The sequence below is a fragment of the Pseudomonas sp. HC1(2025) genome (assembly GCF_058742075.1).
Window position 1 is genome coordinate 74,078 of sequence record NZ_CP196017.1, and the last position, 20,014, is coordinate 94,091.

Annotated in this window: 18 protein-coding genes; 13 read left to right on the plus strand and 5 right to left on the minus strand. The window is 60.8% G+C overall.

What is annotated here, in order from left to right; genetic code table 11:
- Positions 1-46: 46 nt before the first annotated feature.
- Entirely contained in the window at positions 47-976 is a 930-nt protein-coding gene (locus ACSSVH_RS00370; RefSeq protein WP_169954117.1) for a metal ABC transporter solute-binding protein, Zn/Mn family, read from the plus strand.
- Positions 977-1,084: 108 nt separating this feature from the next.
- On the opposite strand, the gene ACSSVH_RS00375 is transcribed toward ACSSVH_RS00370, so the two are convergent.
- On the minus strand, positions 1,085-2,038 hold the full coding sequence (locus tag ACSSVH_RS00375) for a homoserine kinase (RefSeq protein ID WP_169954118.1): 954 nt from the start codon (positions 2,036-2,038) through the stop codon (positions 1,085-1,087).
- 56 nt (positions 2,039-2,094) lie between these two features.
- On the minus strand, positions 2,095-2,385 hold the full coding sequence (locus ACSSVH_RS00380; protein WP_104911281.1) for a DUF2782 domain-containing protein: 291 nt from the start codon (positions 2,383-2,385) through the stop codon (positions 2,095-2,097).
- Between the two features lie 74 nt (positions 2,386-2,459).
- Here ACSSVH_RS00380 and polA point away from each other — a divergent pair, with 74 nt between their 5' ends.
- Positions 2,460-5,255 (plus strand): DNA polymerase I, encoded by a 2,796-nt coding sequence (gene polA, locus ACSSVH_RS00385; RefSeq protein WP_169954119.1) that lies wholly within the window; start codon positions 2,460-2,462, stop codon positions 5,253-5,255.
- 268 nt (positions 5,256-5,523) lie between these two features.
- Here polA and yihA read toward each other — a convergent pair whose 3' ends face one another.
- On the minus strand, positions 5,524-6,165 hold the full coding sequence (yihA, locus tag ACSSVH_RS00390) for a ribosome biogenesis GTP-binding protein YihA/YsxC (protein ID WP_076963373.1): 642 nt from the start codon (positions 6,163-6,165) through the stop codon (positions 5,524-5,526).
- A gap of 192 nt (positions 6,166-6,357) precedes the next feature.
- Between yihA and ACSSVH_RS00395 the strand changes: the two genes are divergently transcribed.
- The 6 genes from ACSSVH_RS00395 (at position 6,358) to ACSSVH_RS00420 (ending at position 11,971) form a co-directional block, all read left to right on the plus strand.
- Complete coding sequence (locus tag ACSSVH_RS00395) at positions 6,358-6,648, plus strand: c-type cytochrome (RefSeq protein WP_169954120.1); 291 nt, start codon at positions 6,358-6,360, stop codon at positions 6,646-6,648.
- Between the two features lie 46 nt (positions 6,649-6,694).
- Positions 6,695-7,309 (plus strand): c-type cytochrome, encoded by a 615-nt coding sequence (locus ACSSVH_RS00400; protein ID WP_169954121.1) that lies wholly within the window; start codon positions 6,695-6,697, stop codon positions 7,307-7,309.
- A 189-nt stretch (positions 7,310-7,498) separates the two neighbouring features.
- Positions 7,499-8,134 (plus strand): thiol:disulfide interchange protein DsbA, encoded by a 636-nt coding sequence (dsbA, locus tag ACSSVH_RS00405; RefSeq protein ID WP_170041976.1) that lies wholly within the window; start codon positions 7,499-7,501, stop codon positions 8,132-8,134.
- A 10-nt stretch (positions 8,135-8,144) separates the two neighbouring features.
- The gene (locus ACSSVH_RS00410; protein WP_169954123.1) at positions 8,145-9,023 is read left to right on the plus strand and encodes an endonuclease/exonuclease/phosphatase family protein; all 879 of its coding nucleotides are present in this window, start codon (positions 8,145-8,147) and stop codon (positions 9,021-9,023) included.
- Positions 9,020-11,104: a GGDEF domain-containing protein gene (locus ACSSVH_RS00415; protein WP_492633929.1), complete on the plus strand. Its 2,085-nt coding sequence runs from the start codon at positions 9,020-9,022 to the stop codon at positions 11,102-11,104. The genes ACSSVH_RS00410 and ACSSVH_RS00415 overlap by 4 nt, the downstream gene beginning before the upstream one ends.
- A gap of 90 nt (positions 11,105-11,194) precedes the next feature.
- On the plus strand, positions 11,195-11,971 hold the full coding sequence (locus ACSSVH_RS00420; protein ID WP_492633930.1) for an N-acetylmuramoyl-L-alanine amidase: 777 nt from the start codon (positions 11,195-11,197) through the stop codon (positions 11,969-11,971).
- A 101-nt stretch (positions 11,972-12,072) separates the two neighbouring features.
- Here the strand turns inward: ACSSVH_RS00420 and ACSSVH_RS00425 are convergent, their stop codons facing one another.
- Positions 12,073-13,860 carry a KinB sensor domain-containing domain gene (locus tag ACSSVH_RS00425; protein WP_169954126.1) on the minus strand — a complete coding sequence of 596 codons (1,788 nt, stop codon included), beginning with the start codon at positions 13,858-13,860 and terminating at the stop codon, positions 12,073-12,075.
- 10 nt (positions 13,861-13,870) lie between these two features.
- The gene (gene algB / locus ACSSVH_RS00430; protein ID WP_169954127.1) at positions 13,871-15,217 is read right to left on the minus strand and encodes a sigma-54-dependent response regulator transcription factor AlgB; all 1,347 of its coding nucleotides are present in this window, start codon (positions 15,215-15,217) and stop codon (positions 13,871-13,873) included.
- Between the two features lie 396 nt (positions 15,218-15,613).
- Here algB and ACSSVH_RS00435 point away from each other — a divergent pair, with 396 nt between their 5' ends.
- The 5 genes from ACSSVH_RS00435 to ACSSVH_RS00455 all read left to right on the plus strand — a co-directional run bounded on the left by ACSSVH_RS00435 (position 15,614) and on the right by ACSSVH_RS00455 (position 19,975).
- A complete protein-coding gene (locus ACSSVH_RS00435) occupies positions 15,614-15,898 on the plus strand; it encodes a hypothetical protein (RefSeq protein WP_492633931.1) in 285 nt (94 codons plus the stop codon).
- A 79-nt stretch (positions 15,899-15,977) separates the two neighbouring features.
- A complete protein-coding gene (locus ACSSVH_RS00440; RefSeq protein WP_003170804.1) occupies positions 15,978-16,142 on the plus strand; it encodes a DUF1328 domain-containing protein in 165 nt (54 codons plus the stop codon).
- 2 nt (positions 16,143-16,144) lie between these two features.
- The gene (locus tag ACSSVH_RS00445) at positions 16,145-16,612 is read left to right on the plus strand and encodes an inhibitor of vertebrate lysozyme family protein (protein ID WP_169954129.1); all 468 of its coding nucleotides are present in this window, start codon (positions 16,145-16,147) and stop codon (positions 16,610-16,612) included.
- 706 nt (positions 16,613-17,318) lie between these two features.
- Positions 17,319-18,650 carry a glutamate/aspartate:proton symporter GltP gene (gene gltP, locus ACSSVH_RS00450; RefSeq protein WP_057444842.1) on the plus strand — a complete coding sequence of 444 codons (1,332 nt, stop codon included), beginning with the start codon at positions 17,319-17,321 and terminating at the stop codon, positions 18,648-18,650.
- Between the two features lie 95 nt (positions 18,651-18,745).
- Positions 18,746-19,975, plus strand: a complete 1,230-nt coding sequence (locus tag ACSSVH_RS00455; protein WP_170057442.1) for a nucleoside recognition domain-containing protein — start codon at positions 18,746-18,748, stop codon at positions 19,973-19,975.
- Positions 19,976-20,014 lie beyond the last annotated feature (39 nt).

A 20,014-nucleotide genomic window follows, 5' to 3' on the forward strand; every position in this document is an offset into this window, starting at 1 on the left:
ATATTTGTGAGAGACGTTATTATGTTACCCGTTCCTGCTGACTTGAGTGCTCATCGTGTCCCGACTTTTTGCCGTTTTTGTCGTATTTGTCACCAGTTTATTGATTGCCGGGGCTGCCCAGGCCGAGGTTCGGGTGCTCACCAGCATCAAACCCTTACAACTGATTGCCGCCGCTGTGCAGGACGGCGTGGCGGTTCCAGAGGTGTTATTGCCACCCGGAGCCTCGCCGCATAACTATGCATTGCGCCCATCCGACGTACGGCGTGTGCAATCGGTGGATCTGCTGTATTGGATCGGTCCGGACATGGAAGGCTTCCTGCCACGGGTCCTCAAGGGTCGCAACTTGCCCACGGTGGCCGTGCAGGAACTGCCGGGCCTGAAGCTGCGGCATTTCGCCGAAGATAATCACTCCCATGGCGAAGAAGCCGACGACCATGACCACGATCATCGCCCTGGCAGCCTGGATGCCCACTTGTGGTTGTCGCCGGTGAATGCGCGGGTGATTGCGGCCAGAATGGCGGCGGACTTGAGCGCGGCTGACCCCGCCAACGCAGAGCGCTACCAGAGCAACCTGCAAGCGTTCAACGGGCGCCTGGATGCCTTGGACCTGCGTTTGAAAGCGCGTCTGGCGGGTATCGCCGGCAAGCCTTACTTCGTGTTCCACGAAGCCTTCGACTACTTTGAAGATGCCTACGGCCTCAAGCACACCGGTGTGTTCAGCGTGGCCGCCGAAGTGCAGCCCGGCGCCCAGCATGTGGCGGCGATGCGCACGCGCTTGCAGGAGGTGGGCAAGACCTGCGTGTTCAGCGAGCCACCCTTGCGCCCGCGCCTGGCCGAGACCCTGGTGGCTGGCCTGCCGGTGAAGCTGGCGGAATTGGATGCCCTGGGCGGCTACACCCCGGCCACGGGCCAGGGGTACGAGCAGTTGCTGGAGAAGCTGGGCAATGATTTGGCAGGGTGCCTGGAGTCACTGTAGGCACACCGCCAAACCAATGTGGGAGCGGGCTTGCCCGCGATGGCGGTGTATCAGGCGCTCATTAGGTGACTGACACGCCTCATCGCGGGCAAGCCCGCTTCCACAGCGTTAGAGGGCGAGCGGCAGCTGGAGGGTGACCTGCTGGCGTTGTTCCAGCAGCTGTTGAAGCTCAACCGGATCGTGAATCAGCACGTCCTGCCCCGCAAACGTCTCTGCTGCAATCAGGCGGGACAGCCAGAACCGCACACACGCCACGCGCAGCATCGTCGGCCACAGCTCGGCTTCCCTGGTGCTGAACGGCCGCAGTGCCGCATAGGCGCCCAGCAGTGCGCGGGCGCGGTGGCCGTCGATCACCCCGGCGGCGTCCGAGCACCAGTCATTGAGGGCAATCGCCACGTCGTACAGCATTGGCCCGGAGCAGGCGTTATAGAAGTCGATCAACCCGGTCAGGTGGGTGCCTTCGAACATCGCGTTGTCGCGAAACAGGTCGGCGTGGATATTGGCCCGTGGCAGCGTGAGGATCTGCCCTTTGAGCTGCTGGATTTCATCCAGCGCCATTTGCAACAGTTGCTGTTGGTGGGCGTCGAGGTGCGAGATCAGTTGCGTGCCCTCGTCGAGCATCCAATCCAGCCCGCGATCGGTCTTGCGCTCCAGCACCTTGTCGCCCTGGGTGGCCAGGTGCAGGTGAGCGAGTAGTTCACCCACTTGCACGCAATGCTGGGCATTGGCCTCCTTGATGTGCTTGCCCGCCAGGCGCGGTTGCAGCAGCGCCGGCTTGCCTGCCAATTCGCGCAGGGCCACGCCGTCGGTGGTGCGCAGGGCGTAAGGCACGGGCAGGTCGGCGTCGTGGAGTACGTCCAGCAGTTCGATGAAGAACGGCATTTCGTCCACGGGGCCGCGTTCAACCAGGGTCAGGACAAATTCGCCCTGTTCCAGGCTGATAAAGAAGTTGGTGTTTTCGCTACCAGCGGCAATCCCCTGGAAATCGAGCAGGCGGCCGAGCCCATAAGGGGCGAGAAAGGTTTCCAGCTCGGGCCGAGCCAGGGGGGTGAACACAGACATGGTTAAAACTGCCAGTACGGGCGCCGCAGGCCGCGGCGCCGATTAAAGTTAAGAAATCATTTCCATTCGAAGATCTTCCATGACGGGATCAGCATATCCGGCTGGTCCGAGCGGATGAAGTTCGCATCGGTTCCGTCCGCGCGCACCAAAAAGTACGGGGGTGCGCCCTTGGGCGTTACCTTGATGGCATACAGGAAACCGTTTTGGCGGTATTCCTGGATGGTCTTGTCGCCTTCCGTGCGAATGGTGACTTGCGGGTCTCCCGAGGGAGCGTCGTCTGCCGCCATGGCAGCCATCGGAGCGAGTGCAATCAAGCCGGTCAACAGCAGGCGATTGAATGTACGCATGATAACCTTGTCCCTTTGTTGTCATTGGTCCGGCTATTCTAGCGCCAGACCCGCCGAAAAGGTTGATCCTGCTCATGAGCCAAGCCCCCCTCGTCCTGGTGGACGGTTCTTCATATCTGTACCGCGCCTTCCACGCGCTGCCGCCGTTGACCACGTCCAAAGGCCTGCCGACCGGTGCGGTCAAGGGCGTGTTGAACATGCTCAAAAGCCTGCGTAAGCAGTACCCGGACAGCCCGTTCGCGGTCGTGTTCGACGCCAAGGGCGGGACATTTCGCGATGACATGTACGCCGAATACAAGGCCAACCGTCCGAGCATGCCCGATGACATGCGCGTGCAGATCGAGCCGCTGCACCAGAGCGTGATCGCCCTGGGCTTCCCACTGCTGTGCGTCGAAGGCGTCGAAGCGGATGACGTGATCGGCACCCTGGCCCGCAGCAGTGCTGCCGCCAACCGCCCGGTGGTGATCTCCACGGGTGACAAGGACATGGCACAGCTGGTCGATGGGCACATTACCTTGGTCAACACCATGACCGGTAGCGCCATGGACATCGACGGCGTTAAGGAGAAATTTGGGGTCGCTCCCGAGCAGATCATCGACTATCTGGCATTGATGGGCGATTCCTCCGACAACATCCCAGGCGTTCCTGGTATCGGTCCTAAGACCGCTTCAGGGCTGCTGGTCGGTGTGAACGGCGGCCTGAAAGAGCTGTACGAGCAACTGGATATTGTCCCGACCTTGCCGATCCGTGGGGCCAAGACCCTGCCGGCCAAGCTGGAAGAGCATAAAGAGATGGCATTCCTGTCCTACCAGTTGGCGACCATCAAGGTCGACGTGCCCCTGGATGTTGGCCTGGAAGACTTGCACCTGATCGAGCCGGATCGCGAGAAGCTGCTGGAGCTGTACACCCTGCTGGAGTTCAAGAGCTGGATCGACGAGATTCAGCGCGATGCCAAGCGCGTCGAGCTCAAGGCCGCCGCGGACGTTGCACCGGCTCAGGTTGCAGTTGAGGCCCAGGCGCCTGTGGCCCCGGTCCAGGCGCAGTACGAGACCATCCTCGACCAGGCCCGCTTTGACGTCTGGCTGAAAAAACTCAATGACGCCAAGTTGTTTGCCTTCGATACCGAAACCACCGGTGTCGACGCGCAGCAGGCGCAACTGGTGGGGGTTTCGTTTGCCGTGCAGGCCAACGAAGCGGCCTACATCCCGCTGACCCATTCCTACATCGGCGTGCCCGAGCAATTGGATCGCGATACGGTGTTGTTGGCCCTCAAGCCGCTGCTGGAGGACCCGAACAAGCTCAAGGTCGGCCAGCACGCCAAGTTCGACATGAATATCCTGGCCAATTGCGCCATCGGCGGCGACCCGGCGCACGGCATCACCGTGCGCGGCATCGCCTTCGACACCATGCTCGAATCCTACGTGCTGAACTCCACCGCGACCCGTCACGACATGGACAGCCTGGCGAAGAAGTACCTGGAACATGACACCGTCAGCTTCCAGGACATCGCCGGCAAAGGCGCCAAGCAACTGACCTTCGACCAGATTGCCCTGGAGCAGGCCGGCCCCTACGCCGCCGAAGACGCCGATGTGACCCTGCGCCTGCACCTGGCGCTGTATGAGCAGCTCTGCGCCCTGCCGAGCCTGGCCAGCGTGCTGACGGATATCGAGATGCCATTGGTGCCGGTGCTGGCACGGATCGAGCGCCAAGGTGCCCTGGTGGATGCCGCGTTGCTTGGCGTGCAGAGCATCGAGCTGGGCAACAAGATGGTGGAGCTGGAGCGCCAGGCGTACGAGATCGCCGGCGAGGAGTTCAACCTGGGTTCACCCAAGCAGTTGGGGGCTATCCTCTACGAAAAGCTCGGGCTGCCGGTATTGAAGAAGACTGGCAAGGGCCAGGCCTCTACCGCCGAGGAAGTACTGGCCAAACTGGCCGAAGATGACTATCCATTGCCCAAGGTGCTGATGCAGTACCGCAGCATGAGCAAGCTCAAAAGCACCTACACCGATCGTTTGCCTGAGCAGATCAACCCCCGTACCGGGCGTATCCATACCTCTTATCACCAGGCGGTGGCGGCCACCGGGCGCTTGTCGTCCAGTGATCCGAACCTGCAGAACATCCCGGTGCGCACGGCCGAAGGCCGGCGGATCCGCCAGGCGTTCGTCGCACCCAAGGGCTACAAGCTGCTGGCGGCGGACTACTCGCAAATCGAGCTGCGGATCATGGCGCACCTGTCCAAGGACGAAGGCTTGCTCAACGCCTTTCGCGACAACCTGGATGTGCACACGGCCACGGCGGCCGAGGTGTTCAAGGTCGAACTGGACGAGGTCACGTCCGATCAGCGCCGCAGCGCCAAGGCGATCAACTTCGGCCTGATCTACGGCATGGGCGCGCAGAAGCTGGGCAAGGACATTGGCGTCGATACCAAGACGGCCAAGGCCTATATAGATGTGTACTTCGCCCGCTACCCAGGGGTGCGCGAGTACATGGAGCGCACCCGCGCCCAGGCTTCCGACCAGGGCTATGTGGAAACCCTGTTCGGGCGTCGCCTGTACTTGCCGGATATTCACTCCAACAAGCCGCAGGAGCGCGCAGGCGCAGAACGCACCGCGATCAACGCGCCGATGCAGGGGACTGCCGCCGATATCATCAAGAAGGCCATGGTCAAGGTCGACAACTGGCTGACGGAGTCGGGGCTCGACGCCAAGGTCATCCTGCAGGTGCACGATGAATTGGTGGTCGAGGTCCGTGAGGACCTGGTGGCTGAAGTCAGCGAGAAGATTCGCGAGCACATGAGCAGTGCCGCGCAACTGGATGTGCCGCTGCTGGTGGAGGTCGGCGTGGGCGATAACTGGGACCAGGCGCACTGATTATCCGGCAGCGCTGCGGCATGAGGTCGCAGCGTTGCCTATAGATCGGAAATATCCGAGGGTTATTTCCAATAGTTTTTCCGGGGCGCCGGAACTTAACCCATGAAAAGTCACTCAGAGTTACTGAATGGGTGGTGAAGCCCTTCAATGCTCCTATGTTGTGTTAAGTGTTGGCAGATATCTGGACCCCGCCCTAGCGGTCCGGAACTTGGACCCCGAACTTCCCCTCCCCATACGAAGTCCGGGGTTTTTTTTGCCCGCAGAAAAGTTATTCGGCCAGTTCTGCGCCCTTGTCCGCCAGTTCCATCCAGCCTGCCAGCACGGTATAGGCATCTTCCAGGCCCATGCGCTTGGGCGCCGAGAACAGCTGGATGGTGATGGCATCACCCCAACCTTTACGGATTTGTGCCTGCACTTTGAGCAAGGTGCCCTTGGCGGCGCCGTAGGTCAGCTTGTCGGCCTTGGTCAGCAGGATGTGCATTGGCATGCCGCTGGCGACTGCCCAATCGAGCATCAGCAGGTCGAAATCGGTCATTGGATGACGGATATCCATCATCAGGATCAGCCCTTTCAAACTCTCGCGGCCACCCAGATACGCTTCCAGGTGACGCTGCCAGTGCAGCTTCAATGGGATAGGTACTTTTGCGTAACCGTAGCCCGGCAGGTCGACCAGACGCCGATCATCGTCTAGCTTGAAGAAGTTGAGCAGTTGCGTGCGGCCTGGGGTTTTCGAGGTGCGAGCCAGGCTGGCATGGGTCAGGGTGTTGAGCGCGCTGGACTTGCCGGCGTTGGAGCGCCCGGCGAAGGCCACTTCAAAGCCTTCGTCGTCGGGGCATTGGTCGACTTTGGCGGCGCTGAGCATGAACGTGGACTGTTGGCACAGACCGAGGATGGGGTTCTTGAGTTGCATGGGATTTCCGATGTGGGCGGTGCCGGGAATGGGTGCGGCAAGTAGTGTCGTTCCCGTTTCAGTAGCGCCAGTATATAATGCCGCAGATTTTGTGTGTGCTTTGTCCCAGCGAAGGATGAAGTTCACGGGAGCGATAGACCTTTATTGCGCATTAGAACGCAAAACGCTTCCAAACCCTGAAAAGGTCGACGTATGACCAAGTGGCTGCTAGCTGTCGGTGTCCTGATACCACTTTACAGTGCGCAGGCTACACAGGATCCGGAAGCTGTGTACAACCGCGTTTGCGCGGCTTGCCATGCCGGGCAGTTGCCAACGGCCCCCAAGCGGGGTGACCAGGCAGCCTGGGCGCCGAGACTGGCGCAAGGCATGGATACGCTGGTGCAGCACGTGACCCAGGGTTTCAAGGCGATGCCGCCGCGTGGTTTGTGCATGGAATGCCGTGCCGAGGATTACCAGGCCATCATCCTTTTGATGAGCGAGTAGACCCGGTTCATAACTCTATAACCTTTAGCCGTAATTGGATTAGCTGATGAACAAATTGATCGTGAGTCTGCTGTTGACCTTGGGCATCACTGGTGTTGCCCATGCTGCAGGTGACGCTACTGCTGGCCAGACAAAGGCCGCTGTATGTGGCGCCTGCCATGGACCGGACGGCAACAGCCCGGCACCCAACTTTCCAAAACTGGCGGGCCAGGGCGAGAAATACCTGACCAAGCAGATGCACGACATCAAGGACGGCAAGCGAACGGTCCTGGAAATGACCGGCATGCTGACCAATCTCAACGATCAGGACCTGGCGGATATCGCGGCGTATTTCGCCAGCCAGGCAGGCAGCGTGGGGGCGGCGGATCCAAAACTGGTCGAGCGTGGTGAAAAGCTGTTCCGTGGCGGCGACCTCGACAAAGGCCTGCCGGCCTGTACCGGCTGCCACTCCCCGGATGGCTCGGGTAACGCCGCAGCAGGTTTCCCGCACCTGGGCGGCCAGCACGCCCAGTACATCGCCAAGCAACTGACCGATTTCCGCAAGGAAGAAGCCGGTCGCGCCAACGATGGCGACGCCATGACCATGCGCACCATCGCGCGCAAATTGAGCGATGAAGACATTGCAGCGGTGGCCAGCTATATCCAGGGCCTGCACAAGTAAGGCGCGCAAGGCCGGGCGTACACCAGTGGTAACGTTAACGCTCGATTAATCCGTCGATGCAAGCATAAAAAGGGTGGCGCGGGCCGCCCTTTTTTGTGGCCGCTACCGTTACACTAACGAACTCATGCCCGTGCAGGCCTGTCATAAAAAAGGTCGCGCGAGGCGACTTTATTTGTCCAGGAGTTAAGCATGCGTAAATTGATCCTCAGCGCCGCTCTCGTCACTGCCAGCCTGTTCGGCATGACCGCCCAAGCCGCCGATGTGCCACTTGAAGCGGGCAAGACCTATGTTGAACTGGCCAATCCTGTACCGGTTTCCGTGCCGGGCAAGATCGAAGTCGTAGAGCTGTTCTGGTATGGCTGCCCGCATTGCTACTCTTTTGAACCGACCATCAACCCTTGGGCCGAAAAGCTGCCTTCGGACGTGAACTTCAAGCGCATCCCGGCCATGTTCGGCGGCCCTTGGGATGCCCACGGCCAGATGTTCCTGACCCTGGAAGCCATGGGTGTGGAGCATAAGGTCCACAATGCAGTGTTCGAAGCTATCCAGAAGGATCGCAAGCCGCTGACCAAGCCTGATCAAATGGCTGACTTCCTCGCCACCCAAGGCGTGGACAAGGACAAGTTCCTCGCAACCTTCAACTCCTTCGCCATCCAGGGCCAGATCAAGCAGGCCAAGGAGCTGGCACAGAAATACGGCGTGCAAGGCGTTCCAACCCTGATCGTCAACGGCAAGTACCGCTTTGACCTCGGCTCCACCGGCGGCCCTGAAGCGACCCTGAACGTTGCCGACCAGCTGATCGCCAAAGAGCGCGCAGCCAAGTAAGGGGCCCGCCATGCGCCGCTGGGGTACAGAACGAGTGGTTGGCCTGCATGATCCGCAGGTCAACGAGCATCATCTCGCGTCCACCGGCCTGCCGGCGGACAGCCGGCTGCGCTTGCTGAGCTTCAATATCCAGGTCGGCATCAGTACCGAAAAGTACCGGCACTACCTGACCCGTGGCTGGCAGCATCTGTTGCCCCACAATGGCCGGGCGGGCAATCTGCAGAAGATTGGCGACCTGCTGGGAGACTTCGACCTGGTGGCCCTGCAGGAGGCCGATGGTGGCAGCCTGCGTTCGGGCTACGTCAACCAGGTCGAGCACCTGGCCCAGCTCGGTGCGTTTCCCTACTGGTATCAACAACTCAATCGCAACCTCGGCAAACTCGGCCAGCACAGCAATGGTGTACTCAGCCGCCTTAAGCCCTGGGCGATCGAAGACCATCCACTGCCAGGCCCGAAAGGGCGCGGGGCGATTCTCGTGCGGTTTGGCGAGGGGCCCGAGGCGCTGGTAGTCGTCATGATGCACCTGGCGCTGGGCGCGCGTACCCGCACCATGCAGTTGGCCTACATCCGTGAGCTGATTGGCGATTACAAACACCAGGTGCTGATGGGGGACATGAACACCCACGCCAGTGACCTGTTGGAGAATTCCCCGTTGCGCGACCTCGGGCTGCTGGCGCCCCAGGTCGAAGCCACTTTCCCCAGCTGGCGCCCGCAACGCTGTCTTGATCACATCCTGTTAAGCCCGACCCTGACGCTGGAAAGCGTGCAGGTGCTGGCGCAACCCATTTCCGATCACCTGCCGGTCGCGGTAGAGATTCGTCTGCCGGGTTCGCTCACGGTTGATGCATTACCCGCGTTGAGCCCCGGCCCTCGCGGACCCCTTGCATGAGCGATGAAGCCCAGCGCTGGAAAGAAAAATACCTGTTAAGCATCGAGCAACAAGAAAAGCTCGAACGCCGTTGGGCCGCGCGCCTCGACTTGCTGCGCCGTGGCCTGGTGCGCAGCACCCTGGCCGCCGAGGGCACGGACCGGGCCGTCGACCAGTGCATGAAAGAGATGCGCGATGTGGTGCGCAGCGATGACATGGACGCCGCCCTCGCGGCCCTGCTGCCGCGCCTGGAAAAGGCCGTGCTGGATTCCGAGCAACGCCGTGAAACGCGGGTTGATCAGATCAGCACCGCTATGACCTCCCTGGTCACGCAATTGCAGGCGCTGCCCTTGCCCCGGGAAGTCAGTCGCCCGCTCAAGAGTTTTGCCAAGCAGTTGGACAGCCGCGTCGGCCAGGCGCGGGAAATCCCTCTGCTGCTCAGTGAATTGAGCGGCCTTCAAGGGCAGGCCCTGAGCAACCTCGAGTCGGATGACGAACCGGCTCGCCCGGGTTTGTTGCAACGTCTGTTCGGGGGCAAGGAGGCGGGTACCGAGGTTGCGCCGGTTGAGCCCGCTGCCACGGCCTCCCGGCAAAGCCCTGCTGCTCAGGCAAGCCCGGCCGCCCCGGCGGTTGAGGATGCGCCCGAGCTGGCCCAGGCCCTGCGGGCTTTTGCGCCACAAGCCCAGGCCCCGCAGCCGCAGGTCACTGAGAGCGCACCTGCGCCGGTGCCTGTTGCGCCCAGGGTCGAAGTGGATGAGCTTGTGGCCCCGCAGCCGCAGCCGCAGCCGCAGCCGCAGCCGCAGCCGCAGCCGCAGGTTGCCCGTATAACGCCGGTCGAAATGCCTGCTGCCGTGGTCCAGGCCCCGGAATCTGTCCAGCCTGCCGACGTGAGCGTTGTGCCGCAGCGTGAAAGTACGGTCGCAGCGCCGCAGCTCCTGCCAGAGGCGCCGCAGCCGACGGCAATCGGCAGCCTGTCATTGCCGCCGGTGCTGGATGACGAATCGGCTGAAACCGATTCCGAGGCGTTGTACGCCCTGCCCGACTCGCCCGAGCCTTCCTACAGCTCAGTCGCCAAGCACATCGAAGACACCCTGCTCGGCCTGCTGGGCGACCTCGACCTGCCCGAGCATCACCGGCCCCAGGCCGAAGCCATGCGCGAGCGCCTGGCCCACGGGCTCAATTGGTACGAGTTGCTGCCGATCCTTGATGACCTGGCGGTATTGATGCTGGCCATCACTGATAGCGGCCAGCATGAGTTCGAAGCCTACCTCAAGCGCCTCAACGAGCGACTGGAAGCCTTCCAGGCTAACTTGCAGGCGGCCAGCGACGGGCATGCCGACAGCCGCAGCGCTGCGCGCGAGATGGATACGCAGATCCGTGAACAGATGGACGGCTTGCAAAGCAGCGTCCAGGAAGCGGCCGACCTCGATGACCTCAAGCAAGTGCTGGAAAGCCATCTTGAGGGGCTGTTGGGGGCCATGGACGAGCATCAAAAGCAGCGCGACCAGCGTGAACATGAAGTCGCCGCACGGTTGCAGGGGCTGGCGGAGCGGGTAGCAAGCATGGAGCAGGAGGCCCAGGGCTATCGTGAGCACCTTGAGGTCCAGCGCCAGAAAGCCCTGATCGATCCGCTCACCGGCTTGCCCAACCGTGCCGCCTGGAGCGAGCGCCTGGAGTCCGAGGTCAACATCTGGCATCAGCAGGGCAACAGCCTGTCGCTGGCGATGCTGGACCTCGATCACTTCAAGCGCATCAATGACAGCTACGGCCACCTGGCGGGCGACAAGGTGCTGAAGATCATCGCCAATGTGTTGGGCAAACGCCTGCGGCCGACGGACTTTATCGCGCGGTTTGGCGGTGAGGAGTTTGTCTTGCTGATGCCGGATTCGGCGCTGGGCGATGCGCTGCAACTCGGTGAGCGCCTGCGGGCAGCCATCGAGGCGTGCCCGTTTCACTTCAAGGGCGAGCGCGTGACCATCACCATGTCCATCGGCATGGCGCAGTTCCAGCCCGGCGAGCGCAGCGACCTCACACTCAAGCGCGCAGACGAAGCCTTGTATCGGGCCAAGGCGGCGGGGCGCAATCAGGTACAGGCGGGCTGAAAAGTTGTTCCATTTTGTATAGCGGGCCGCTGACCGGCAAACGGTACGTTACACTGTTGCATTATCGTCTTTAGCGTACCGTCTGTTGCCATGAAATTTCTCGTTGCTGCTCTTCTATCCTTCACACTCGCCGGCTGTGCGAGTGGCCCGCGCCTGGATACCAGCCACCCGTCGGTGAACTTCGATAATCGTATCCAGTTCGTCGTCCTGCACTACACCGCGACCAACCTGCAAGGCTCGCTGGCGCTATTGACCAAAGGCCAAGTCAGCAGCCACTACCTGATTGGCGATGATGCCCGTGCAACCATCTATAAGCTGGTGGACGAAGACAAGCGCTCCTGGCACGCCGGGGAAAGTGAGTGGATGGGCCGTACCTGGCTCAATTCCAGCTCCATTGGTATCGAGATCGTCAATCCTGGCTACCGCGACACACCCACCGGGCGTGTCTGGTATCCGTACTCCGAAGCGCAGGTCCAGTCCCTGGTGACCTTGCTCAAGGACATCAGCCAGCGCAATCGGATCAACCCTAAGTTCATTATCGGCCACAGTGATATCGCTCCCGGGCGCAAACTCGATCCGGGCCCGTTGTTCCCGTGGAAGCGCCTGGCGGATCAAGGCCTGGGGATCTGGCCCGAGGCCCAGGCGGTCGCGCGGTATCAGGCCGAGTACGCCGGGCAGTTGCCGAGCATTACCTGGTTCCAGGAAGAGTTAGCCCGCGTGGGCTATTCCACGCCGCAGACCGGCGAGCTGGATGTGGCGACGCGGCGGGTGCTAGCTGCGTTCCAGATGCGCTTTAGGCCGGCGTTGTTCGACGGTACGCCCGATGCGCAAAGCGCCGCGATCCTGCGGGTATTGAATCACCGCTAAGGTCTTTGATTCAGGCAAGTAAAGGGCTGCGAGCAATACCTGTGGGGACTCGACAGCCCCCACCTTTGATCTTGCACCCCTTGAGTGGTCACCGTGTGTAGTTACAGCGGCAACGCCATATAGAACTGCGTGCCCTGCCCCGGCCGGGAATAGACCCCCATGCGGCCACCGTGCAATTGCACGATCTCCTTGCACAGCGCCAGCCCCAGGCCGGCGCCGCCTTTCTTGCGGCCTACCTGGACAAATGGCTCGAAAATCCTGCCCTGCTGGCCGTAGGCGATGCCTTCGCCATTGTCCTCGACGCTGATGATCAGCCGTTCGCCATGGCGCCGCGCCTGCAGGCGAATCTGCCCGCCCTCGCTGGTGTGGCGCAGGGCATTGCCGAGCAGATTGTCCAGGACCCGCTCCAATTGCGCCTGGTCGGCATGCAACCTGGGCAGTTGCGCCTGCGCCTCTACCAGCAGGTCGATGTGTTGCGCATTCGCCAGCTCGGCAAAACGTGCGCGGGCATGTTCAAGCAGATCGTTGATGTCGCACGGCGCCAGGGTGAGTTTTTGCAGGCCGTTCTGGTAGCGGGAAAAGTTGAGCAGGTCGTTGATCAGTTGCATCAAGCGCTGCATTTCTTCGTTGACCGTGTTCAGCAGGTCGGCTTCGCGGGATTCAGGAGGGAATTTCGCCCGCTCCTGGAACAGGCCGAATGCCATGTGCATGCCGGTGACCGGCGTACGCAGTTCATGGGAGGCACGCAGCACGAATTCGCTACGCACGCGCTCGAAGGCGCGCTGCTCGGTAACGTCATGCAACACCATCACCGCGCCGAGAATATGCCCCTGGTGGTGGCTGACCGGCGTCATGCTGTAGGTCAGCAGGCGCGATTCGCCTTCGACTTCCACTTCCAGGTCGTCGGGTGCGCGCTCCAGGTTGCCGCCGCGCAGCACCAGGTGCAGTTGCTCATCCAGTTCGGGGCGTTGCAGCGCGTCGCCCAGGCCCTGCCCCAGGCGGCTCTCGTCCCAGCCCAGTTGGCGCTGGGCGACCGGGTTGAGGTGTTCCAGGTGCCCTTGGCGGTCGATCATCAGCAAGCCGTCGTCGATGCTGTCGAGCACCGCTTGCAAGCGTTGCTGGCCGGCGAGCAATTCGTCGACATTGGTCGCCTGATGCTGGCGCAGCGCTTCGGCCATGATGCCAAAGCGCCGGGTCAGTTGGTTCATTTCCGCCGCCGAAGAAATCGGCAGGGTGACATCAAAGTTGCCTTGGCCGATTTTGTCGGCTGCCTTGGCCAGGGCTTCGATCGGCCCGCCAAAGCGTCGGGCGATGCCGTGGGCGGTGATGAAGCCGATGATCAGCACCGCCAGGCCCACCAGCCCGAGCAGGCCGGCGATCCACAGGGCGCGTTCGCGAGACTGGCTTTCGGTGGCATTGATGTTTTCCAGCGCTCTTTTGTGTTCGCTGATCAGCCCATTGCGCAAGACGTTGAAGCTGGTGGTGAGTTGTTCGTTATTGCGCAGGGACGGCGGCCTATTTTCATTTTCTTCGAACGCTTCGAGGAATGTCAGGTAATCGGCCTTGGCCTGAGAGAAACCTCCCACTCTGGCGACACTCATTTCGTGGGCGATGCCCTCGTCCAGCAGCTTGAAATACTGTTGCTTGGACGTGTTCAGCGCGACCGGGTCCGGAGTGTCGTTGAGCATCAAAATCAGCTGGTCGCCCAGGGTCTGGCGCAGCTTGAGCCCCAGGTCCAGGGTAATGAAGTTGCTGCGGATCAGGGCTTCCTGGGTCTTGGCCATTTGCATGACGCTCACCAGCCCCAGCAGCAACCCGAGCAGCGCCACGGTGATCAGCGCAGAAATGCTCAGGAACAGCCGCGTGCGCAGTTTCATCGCCAGCTTCATAAGGTGCAGCTCACAGGTTGTATTGCTTGCGTTTGCGATACAGGGTCGACGCATCGATGCCCAGGGTCTTGGCCGCCTGGTCCAGGGTGTCGCTGGTGGCCAGGACGGCGCCGATATGGGCCTTTTCCAGTTCATCCAGGCTCAACGCCGCGCCGATACGCGGCGAGTTGTTGGTCGGTTGCTCGGCCATCCCCAGATGGCTGATTTCGACTTTCTCCTGGGCGCAGATGATGCTCGCGCGTTCCACGACGTTGCGTAGCTCACGGATATTGCCCGGCCAACGGTAGTTGAGCAGCGCTTCCCGGGCGTCATCGCTGAAGCCGCGAGCCGGTCGTGCGTACTCTTTGACGAAGCGCGCGAGGAAGCGGTCGGCAAGGGCCAGGATATCTTCGCTGCGTTCGCGCAGGGGCGGCAGGTGCAAGGTGATGACATTCAGGCGATACAACAAGTCCTCGCGAAAGCGTCCGTCGCGCACCATGTCTTCCAGGTTCAGGTTGGTCGCCGCCAGGATGCGCACATCGGCGCGCCGGGTGACAGGGTCACCGACCCGTTCATATTCCTTGTCCTGAATAAAACGCAGCAACTTGGGTTGCAATGTCAGGGGAAAATCGCCGATCTCGTCAAGAAAAAGCGTGCCACCATCCGCTTGGTTGACTCGGCCCAAGGTGCTTTCGCTGGCGCCGGTAAAGGCCCCGCGGCTGTGGCCGAACAGTTCGCTTTCCATCAGTTCGGCGGTCAGGGACGGGCAGTTGATGGTGACGCAGGATTTTTTCGCCCTTTTGCTCCAGCCGTGAATCGCCCGGGCCAACTCACCTTTACCTGTGCCGGATTCGCCGAGGATCAGGATATTGGCATCGGTGCCGGCCACTTGGCGGGCGGTCTCCAGCACTACCATCATCGCCGGGCTATGGGAGTCGAGGCCATCCTTGGGTTGGCGCACCTCGCCTTCCAGCGCTTCCAGGCGCGCCGATAGCTGGCGCACTTCCAGTTGCTTGGCGGTGGCCAGGCGCAGTTGGTCGGGGCTGCATGGTTTGACCAGGTAATCGGCCGCGCCTGCCTGGATCGCATCCACTGCCGTATCGACGGCCGAATGAGCGGTGACGATCACCACACGCATCCACGGTGCCTGAATGCGCATCTGCGCCAGCACGTCCAGGCCATTGTCTTCGCCCAGGCGCAGGTCCAGGAAACACAGGTCGAACACCTGGCGTTGCAACAGGGCATCGGCCTGGGCCGCGCTGTTGGCGGTGGCTACGGTATAGCCTTCATCTTCCAGGCAGTAGCGGAAGGTGCGCAGGATTGCTGACTCGTCGTCCACTAAAAGAATGCGGCCTTGAAGTTCCTTGGCGGATTCCATCTGTCCCGCGCTCCTTAAAATAAGAATGATTGATCTTGGTTAGTCCCGGAATAATCGGGCAAGTTGCATGGTTTATTCTGATTGATTCAAAGCCCTATCGCGCAGCTATCTGAGACCATTCCTACTTATATGCCTGGGCAGCGGGTTTTTAACCCTTGTTGACCCTTCGGCAGTCCTACAGCCCTCTCTGATCCCTTGATCCGACCATTGGCCATCGTGCATTTCGCACGGTGAGGATAGGCGCATCGTGCAGGATGCTGCTGACAAGAAACGCACCTATCTTTTAAGTGGCTGATTTTATTGGTTTTTATTTGGGTTAAAAACTGGCATGCACTCTGCAATACCTCTCCTACAAGCGTGATCAACGAACAAAACAACATGCGGGAGAGATTCAGGATGACTCGCCAAAGCCTCAAGCCATTGCGTATATCGCCACTGCGCCTTCAACAGGGGCTGTTTGCCAGCCTCGCCTTGATGGTGACCTTGATCGGTGGCCAGCAATTGCAACATTGGCAGCAGAGCCAGCAGTCCACCCCGCAGTTCGAGCGCGCACCGATGACACAGACCCATTTCCGTTCCGTTGGCAGCACCAGCGCTGACGTGACAGCCCCACGCATGATGGCGGTTGAACAGGACATTGCCCTGTACGACGAACCCGTCCAGGAACGCTGGGTGTTCTAGGCATGAACCTGCCGCCCCGTTGGGTGCGACAGGATGGCTACACAGCAGTCACTTCTATAGACGCAAAAGGAGAATCACCATGTTGAGTTGGGCAATCACATTCCTGATCATTGCCATTGTGGCTGCAGTCCTGGGCTTCGGTGGTATCGCGGGCACCGCTACGGGTATCGCCAAGATTCTCTTTGTCGTCTTCCTGGTGATGTTCATCGCTTCCTTCTTCTTTGGCCGTCGCGGTCGAGGTTGAACATGGCCAACTTGTCTTTCAAAACCCTGGCTGCCGCCCTGCTGTTGGGCGGCAGTGGCTTGGCCATGGCCGCCAATGACGGCCAGGCGCGGGCCAATGAACTGCTCAATGCCGACCCGCAGTATCGGGAAACCTGGCAGGGCGTGGTCAAGAAGGAAGAGCGCCTGCCGGAATGGGTGATCAACCTGTCGGGCACCTCTGAGCAGATGAATGCCGTGACGGAGGACGGTGATGGGTATCTGGTAGGGCCGCTGTGTGAAACGGCTGACACCTGCCTGAATAAACGCCTGATCGTTGCCTTCAGCCTTGATAAGGAAGATGCCTACGCGATGCTGGTCGAAGTCCCAGCCGGGCTTCCGGCGGACAAGTCGCCAACTAGGCATGCGGACTATCGCTTCATCGGCAAGCCTGATGAAGGCATGCAGAAGTTGCTCATGGAGCAACTGAAGAAAGATCCGAATTGGTACTAGGCCCGTCTGCGGGCCTTACCCACATGGAAACCGGCCAACTGCCTGTTTCCGTTTGCACCTGCCTGGCGGCGGTGCATGACCAGGGGGCCGGGTTGCTCTGATCAAAGTGGATCGGCGTGACCTACGGGTACAGGGAGTGCCTGCGCAAGGGCCGGGTCAGGAGAAAAGCTGCGACGCAGGTCCGCAGGCAGTTATGGCCTGACGGACTTGCGACGGGCTTGCTCAGCATCCCGTGGCACTTATGCTGTACTTAGCTGCAAATTTCCTTTCTGCATCATCACAACCGTTTCACGGTGTTGCTACGTGACCATCTATCGAGAAAGTTTGTCTACGGCCAGACCTGTTTCTTGACGGTATGCGTAGGAAATTTCAAGAGTTTTTCCCTCCCCGCAAAAAAACCGAAAATCCCTGGGCAAGCCTGAAATGACCGGTTCACGGCAGGTATGCCTGACAAAATGTCGCATTCGAACTGACCAAATAGACAGATTTATTTGCAAAAACCCATGCCGATTCGGCATAGGGTAGGCGTTTACGGCATTAGACTCTGCCCCCGCGCATCGGAATAGTTGCGCCTTTTTTCGCTTGCCAGTAAGCCATATCGGCCATCTGCGGTGACCTTCTACGGAGGTTGATGCTCACACTTTTTCGCTCCCGGGCGTTCCAGCTGGCGCATCTGCCTGAGTCCACTTGAAACAAGGGTAATGACATGAAGAAGGCAAAACTAAGCCTCGCCTGGCAGATCCTCATCGGTCTGGTGCTAGGGATTGCAATCGGTGCTGTACTCAACCACTTCAGTGCCGAAAAAGCCTGGTGGATCAGCAACGTGTTGCAACCGGCGGGCGATATCTTTATCCGCCTGATCAAGATGATCGTGATCCCGATCGTGATTTCGTCGCTGATTGTCGGAATCGCCGGTGTGGGGGATGCGAAAAAACTCGGTCGGATCGGCGTGAAGACCATCGTTTACTTCGAAGTGGTCACTACCATTGCGATTGTGGTCGGTCTGCTGTTGGCCAACCTGTTCCACCCCGGTGCCGGGATCGACATGAGTACCCTGGGTACCGTGGATATCTCCAAGTACCAGGCGACCGCCGCCGAGGTGCAGCATGAACATGCGTTCATCGAGACCATCCTCAACCTGATCCCATCGAACATCTTTGCCGCCGTGGCCCGTGGCGAGATGCTGCCGATCATCTTCTTCTCCGTGTTGTTCGGCCTGGGCTTGTCGAGCCTCAAGCCAGACCTGCGCGAACCCCTGGTCACCATGTTCCAGGGCGTGTCCGAGAGCATGTTCAAAGTCACCCACATGATCATGAAATACGCCCCTATCGGTGTATTCGCCCTGATCGCCGTGACCGTGGCCAACTTCGGCTTCGCCTCGCTGCTGCCATTGGCCAAGCTGGTAATCCTGGTCTACGTTGCCATCCTGTTCTTCGCCTTTGTGATTCTCGGCCTGATCGCCCGCCTGTTTGGCTTCTCGGTGATCAAGCTGATGCGCATCTTCAAGGATGAGCTGGTACTGGCCTACTCCACCGCCAGCTCCGAGACCGTGCTGCCGCGCGTGATCGAGAAGATGGAAGCCTACGGTGCGCCGAAAGCCATTTGCAGCTTCGTGGTGCCGACCGGTTACTCGTTCAACCTCGACGGTTCGACCCTGTACCAGAGCATCGCGGCGATCTTCATTGCCCAGCTGTATGGCATCGACCTGTCGGTTGGCCAGCAACTGATGCTGGTACTGACCCTGATGGTCACCTCCAAAGGTATCGCCGGCGTGCCGGGCGTGTCCTTCGTGGTGCTGCTGGCCACCCTGGGCAGCGTGGGTATCCCATTGGAAGGCCTGGCGTTCATCGCCGGTGTCGACCGCATCATGGACATGGCGCGTACCGCCCTGAACGTGATCGGCAACGCCCTGGCCGTGCTGGTCATCGCGCGTTGGGAAGGCATGTACGACGATGCCAAGGGCGAGCGCTACTGGAACTCCCTGCCACACTGGCGGACCAAGACCGCGCTGCCGGCTGGCGAGACCAGCCAGGGCTGATCCCTGCTTGATACGCACAAACCCCGGTAAATCCGGGGTTTGTCGTTTCTGTCAGCCCCGCTATCATTCGCCACATATTTAAAGGGGTGTGACTGATGCTCAATGGCCTGTGGCTTGGCTTCTTTGTCGTGGCGATGGTATCGGCGCTGGTGCAATGGCTGGTGGGCGGTAACGCCGGGATCTTTGCGGCGATGGTGGAGAGTATTTTCGCCATGGCCAAGCTGTCTGTGGAAGTGATGGTGCTGCTGTTCGGCACCTTGACCCTGTGGCTGGGCTTTTTGCGCATCGCCGAGAAGGCCGGGATCGTCGAGTGGCTGGCCAAGGCCCTGGGCCCGCTATTCTTGCGGCTGATGCCGGAAGTACCGGCCGGTCACCCGGCCATCGGCTTGATCACCCTCAACTTTGCCGCCAACGGCCTGGGCCTGGATAACGCGGCGACGCCGATCGGCCTCAAGGCCATGAAGGCGCTGCAAGAACTCAATCCGATCCCCAACACCGCGACCAACGCGCAGATCCTGTTCCTGGTGCTCAACGCGTCTTCCCTGACCTTGCTGCCGGTGACGATCTTCATGTACCGCGCCCAGCAAGGCGCGCCCGACCCGACCCTGGTGTTCCTGCCGATCCTGCTAGCCACCAGCGCCTCGACCCTGGTGGGCCTGCTGTCGGTGGCGCTGATGCAGCGCCTGCGCCTGTGGGACCCGGTGGTGCTGGCGTACCTGATCCCCGGTGCGCTGGTGCTGGGCGGCTTCATGGCCTTGCTGGCGACGATGTCGGCCACGGCCCTGGCGGGCTTGTCTTCGATCCTCGGCAACCTCACGTTGTTTGGCCTGATCATGCTGTTTTTGCTGATCGGTGCGCTGCGCAAGGTCAAGGTCTATGAAGCGTTTGTCGAAGGCGCCAAAGAGGGCTTTGACGTCGCGAAGAACCTGCTGCCGTACCTGGTGGCGATGCTGTGTGCGGTTGGCGTACTGCGCGCTTCCGGGGCGCTGGAGTTTGGCCTCGAAGGGATTCGCCATCTGGTGGCCTGGACGGGCCTGGACACGCGTTTTGTCGATGCCTTGCCCACGGCGATGGTCAAGCCCTTCTCCGGCAGCGCGGCGCGGGCGATGCTGATCGAGACCATGCAGACCCAGGGTGTGGACAGCTTCCCGGCGCTGGTGGCGGCGACGATCCAGGGCAGTACCGAGACCACCTTCTACGTGCTGGCGGTGTACTTTGGCTCGGTGGGTATCCAGCGGGCGCGGCATGCGGTGGGGTGTGCGCTGCTGGCGGAATTGGCCGGTGTGGTGGCGGCGATTGCTGTCTGCTACTGGTTCTTTGGCTAAGCTTTAGATCGCTATCGCAGGCAAGCCAGCTCCCACATT

Bases quoted from the DNA above. Each gene is read 5' to 3' on its own strand.
- ACSSVH_RS00375 (WP_169954118.1), bottom strand. From the start codon at position 2,038: ATGTCTGTGTTCACCCCCCTGGCTCGGCCCGAGCTGGAAACCTTTCTC.
- polA (WP_169954119.1), top strand. From the start codon at position 2,460: ATGAGCCAAGCCCCCCTCGTCCTGGTGGACGGTTCTTCATATCTGTAC.
- ACSSVH_RS00420 (WP_492633930.1), top strand. From the start codon at position 11,195: ATGAAATTTCTCGTTGCTGCTCTTCTATCCTTCACACTCGCCGGCTGT.
- ACSSVH_RS00440 (WP_003170804.1), top strand. From the start codon at position 15,978: ATGTTGAGTTGGGCAATCACATTCCTGATCATTGCCATTGTGGCTGCA.
- ACSSVH_RS00400 (WP_169954121.1), top strand. From the start codon at position 6,695: ATGAACAAATTGATCGTGAGTCTGCTGTTGACCTTGGGCATCACTGGT.
- ACSSVH_RS00445 (WP_169954129.1), top strand. From the start codon at position 16,145: ATGGCCAACTTGTCTTTCAAAACCCTGGCTGCCGCCCTGCTGTTGGGC.
- ACSSVH_RS00415 (WP_492633929.1), top strand. From the start codon at position 9,020: ATGAGCGATGAAGCCCAGCGCTGGAAAGAAAAATACCTGTTAAGCATC.
- algB (WP_169954127.1), bottom strand. From the start codon at position 15,217: ATGGAATCCGCCAAGGAACTTCAAGGCCGCATTCTTTTAGTGGACGAC.
- ACSSVH_RS00380 (WP_104911281.1), bottom strand. From the start codon at position 2,385: ATGCGTACATTCAATCGCCTGCTGTTGACCGGCTTGATTGCACTCGCT.
- ACSSVH_RS00435 (WP_492633931.1), top strand. From the start codon at position 15,614: ATGACTCGCCAAAGCCTCAAGCCATTGCGTATATCGCCACTGCGCCTT.
- ACSSVH_RS00425 (WP_169954126.1), bottom strand. From the start codon at position 13,860: ATGAAGCTGGCGATGAAACTGCGCACGCGGCTGTTCCTGAGCATTTCT.
- ACSSVH_RS00455 (WP_170057442.1), top strand. From the start codon at position 18,746: ATGCTCAATGGCCTGTGGCTTGGCTTCTTTGTCGTGGCGATGGTATCG.
- dsbA (WP_170041976.1), top strand. From the start codon at position 7,499: ATGCGTAAATTGATCCTCAGCGCCGCTCTCGTCACTGCCAGCCTGTTC.
- yihA (WP_076963373.1), bottom strand. From the start codon at position 6,165: ATGCAACTCAAGAACCCCATCCTCGGTCTGTGCCAACAGTCCACGTTC.
- ACSSVH_RS00395 (WP_169954120.1), top strand. From the start codon at position 6,358: ATGACCAAGTGGCTGCTAGCTGTCGGTGTCCTGATACCACTTTACAGT.
- ACSSVH_RS00410 (WP_169954123.1), top strand. From the start codon at position 8,145: ATGCGCCGCTGGGGTACAGAACGAGTGGTTGGCCTGCATGATCCGCAG.
- gltP (WP_057444842.1), top strand. From the start codon at position 17,319: ATGAAGAAGGCAAAACTAAGCCTCGCCTGGCAGATCCTCATCGGTCTG.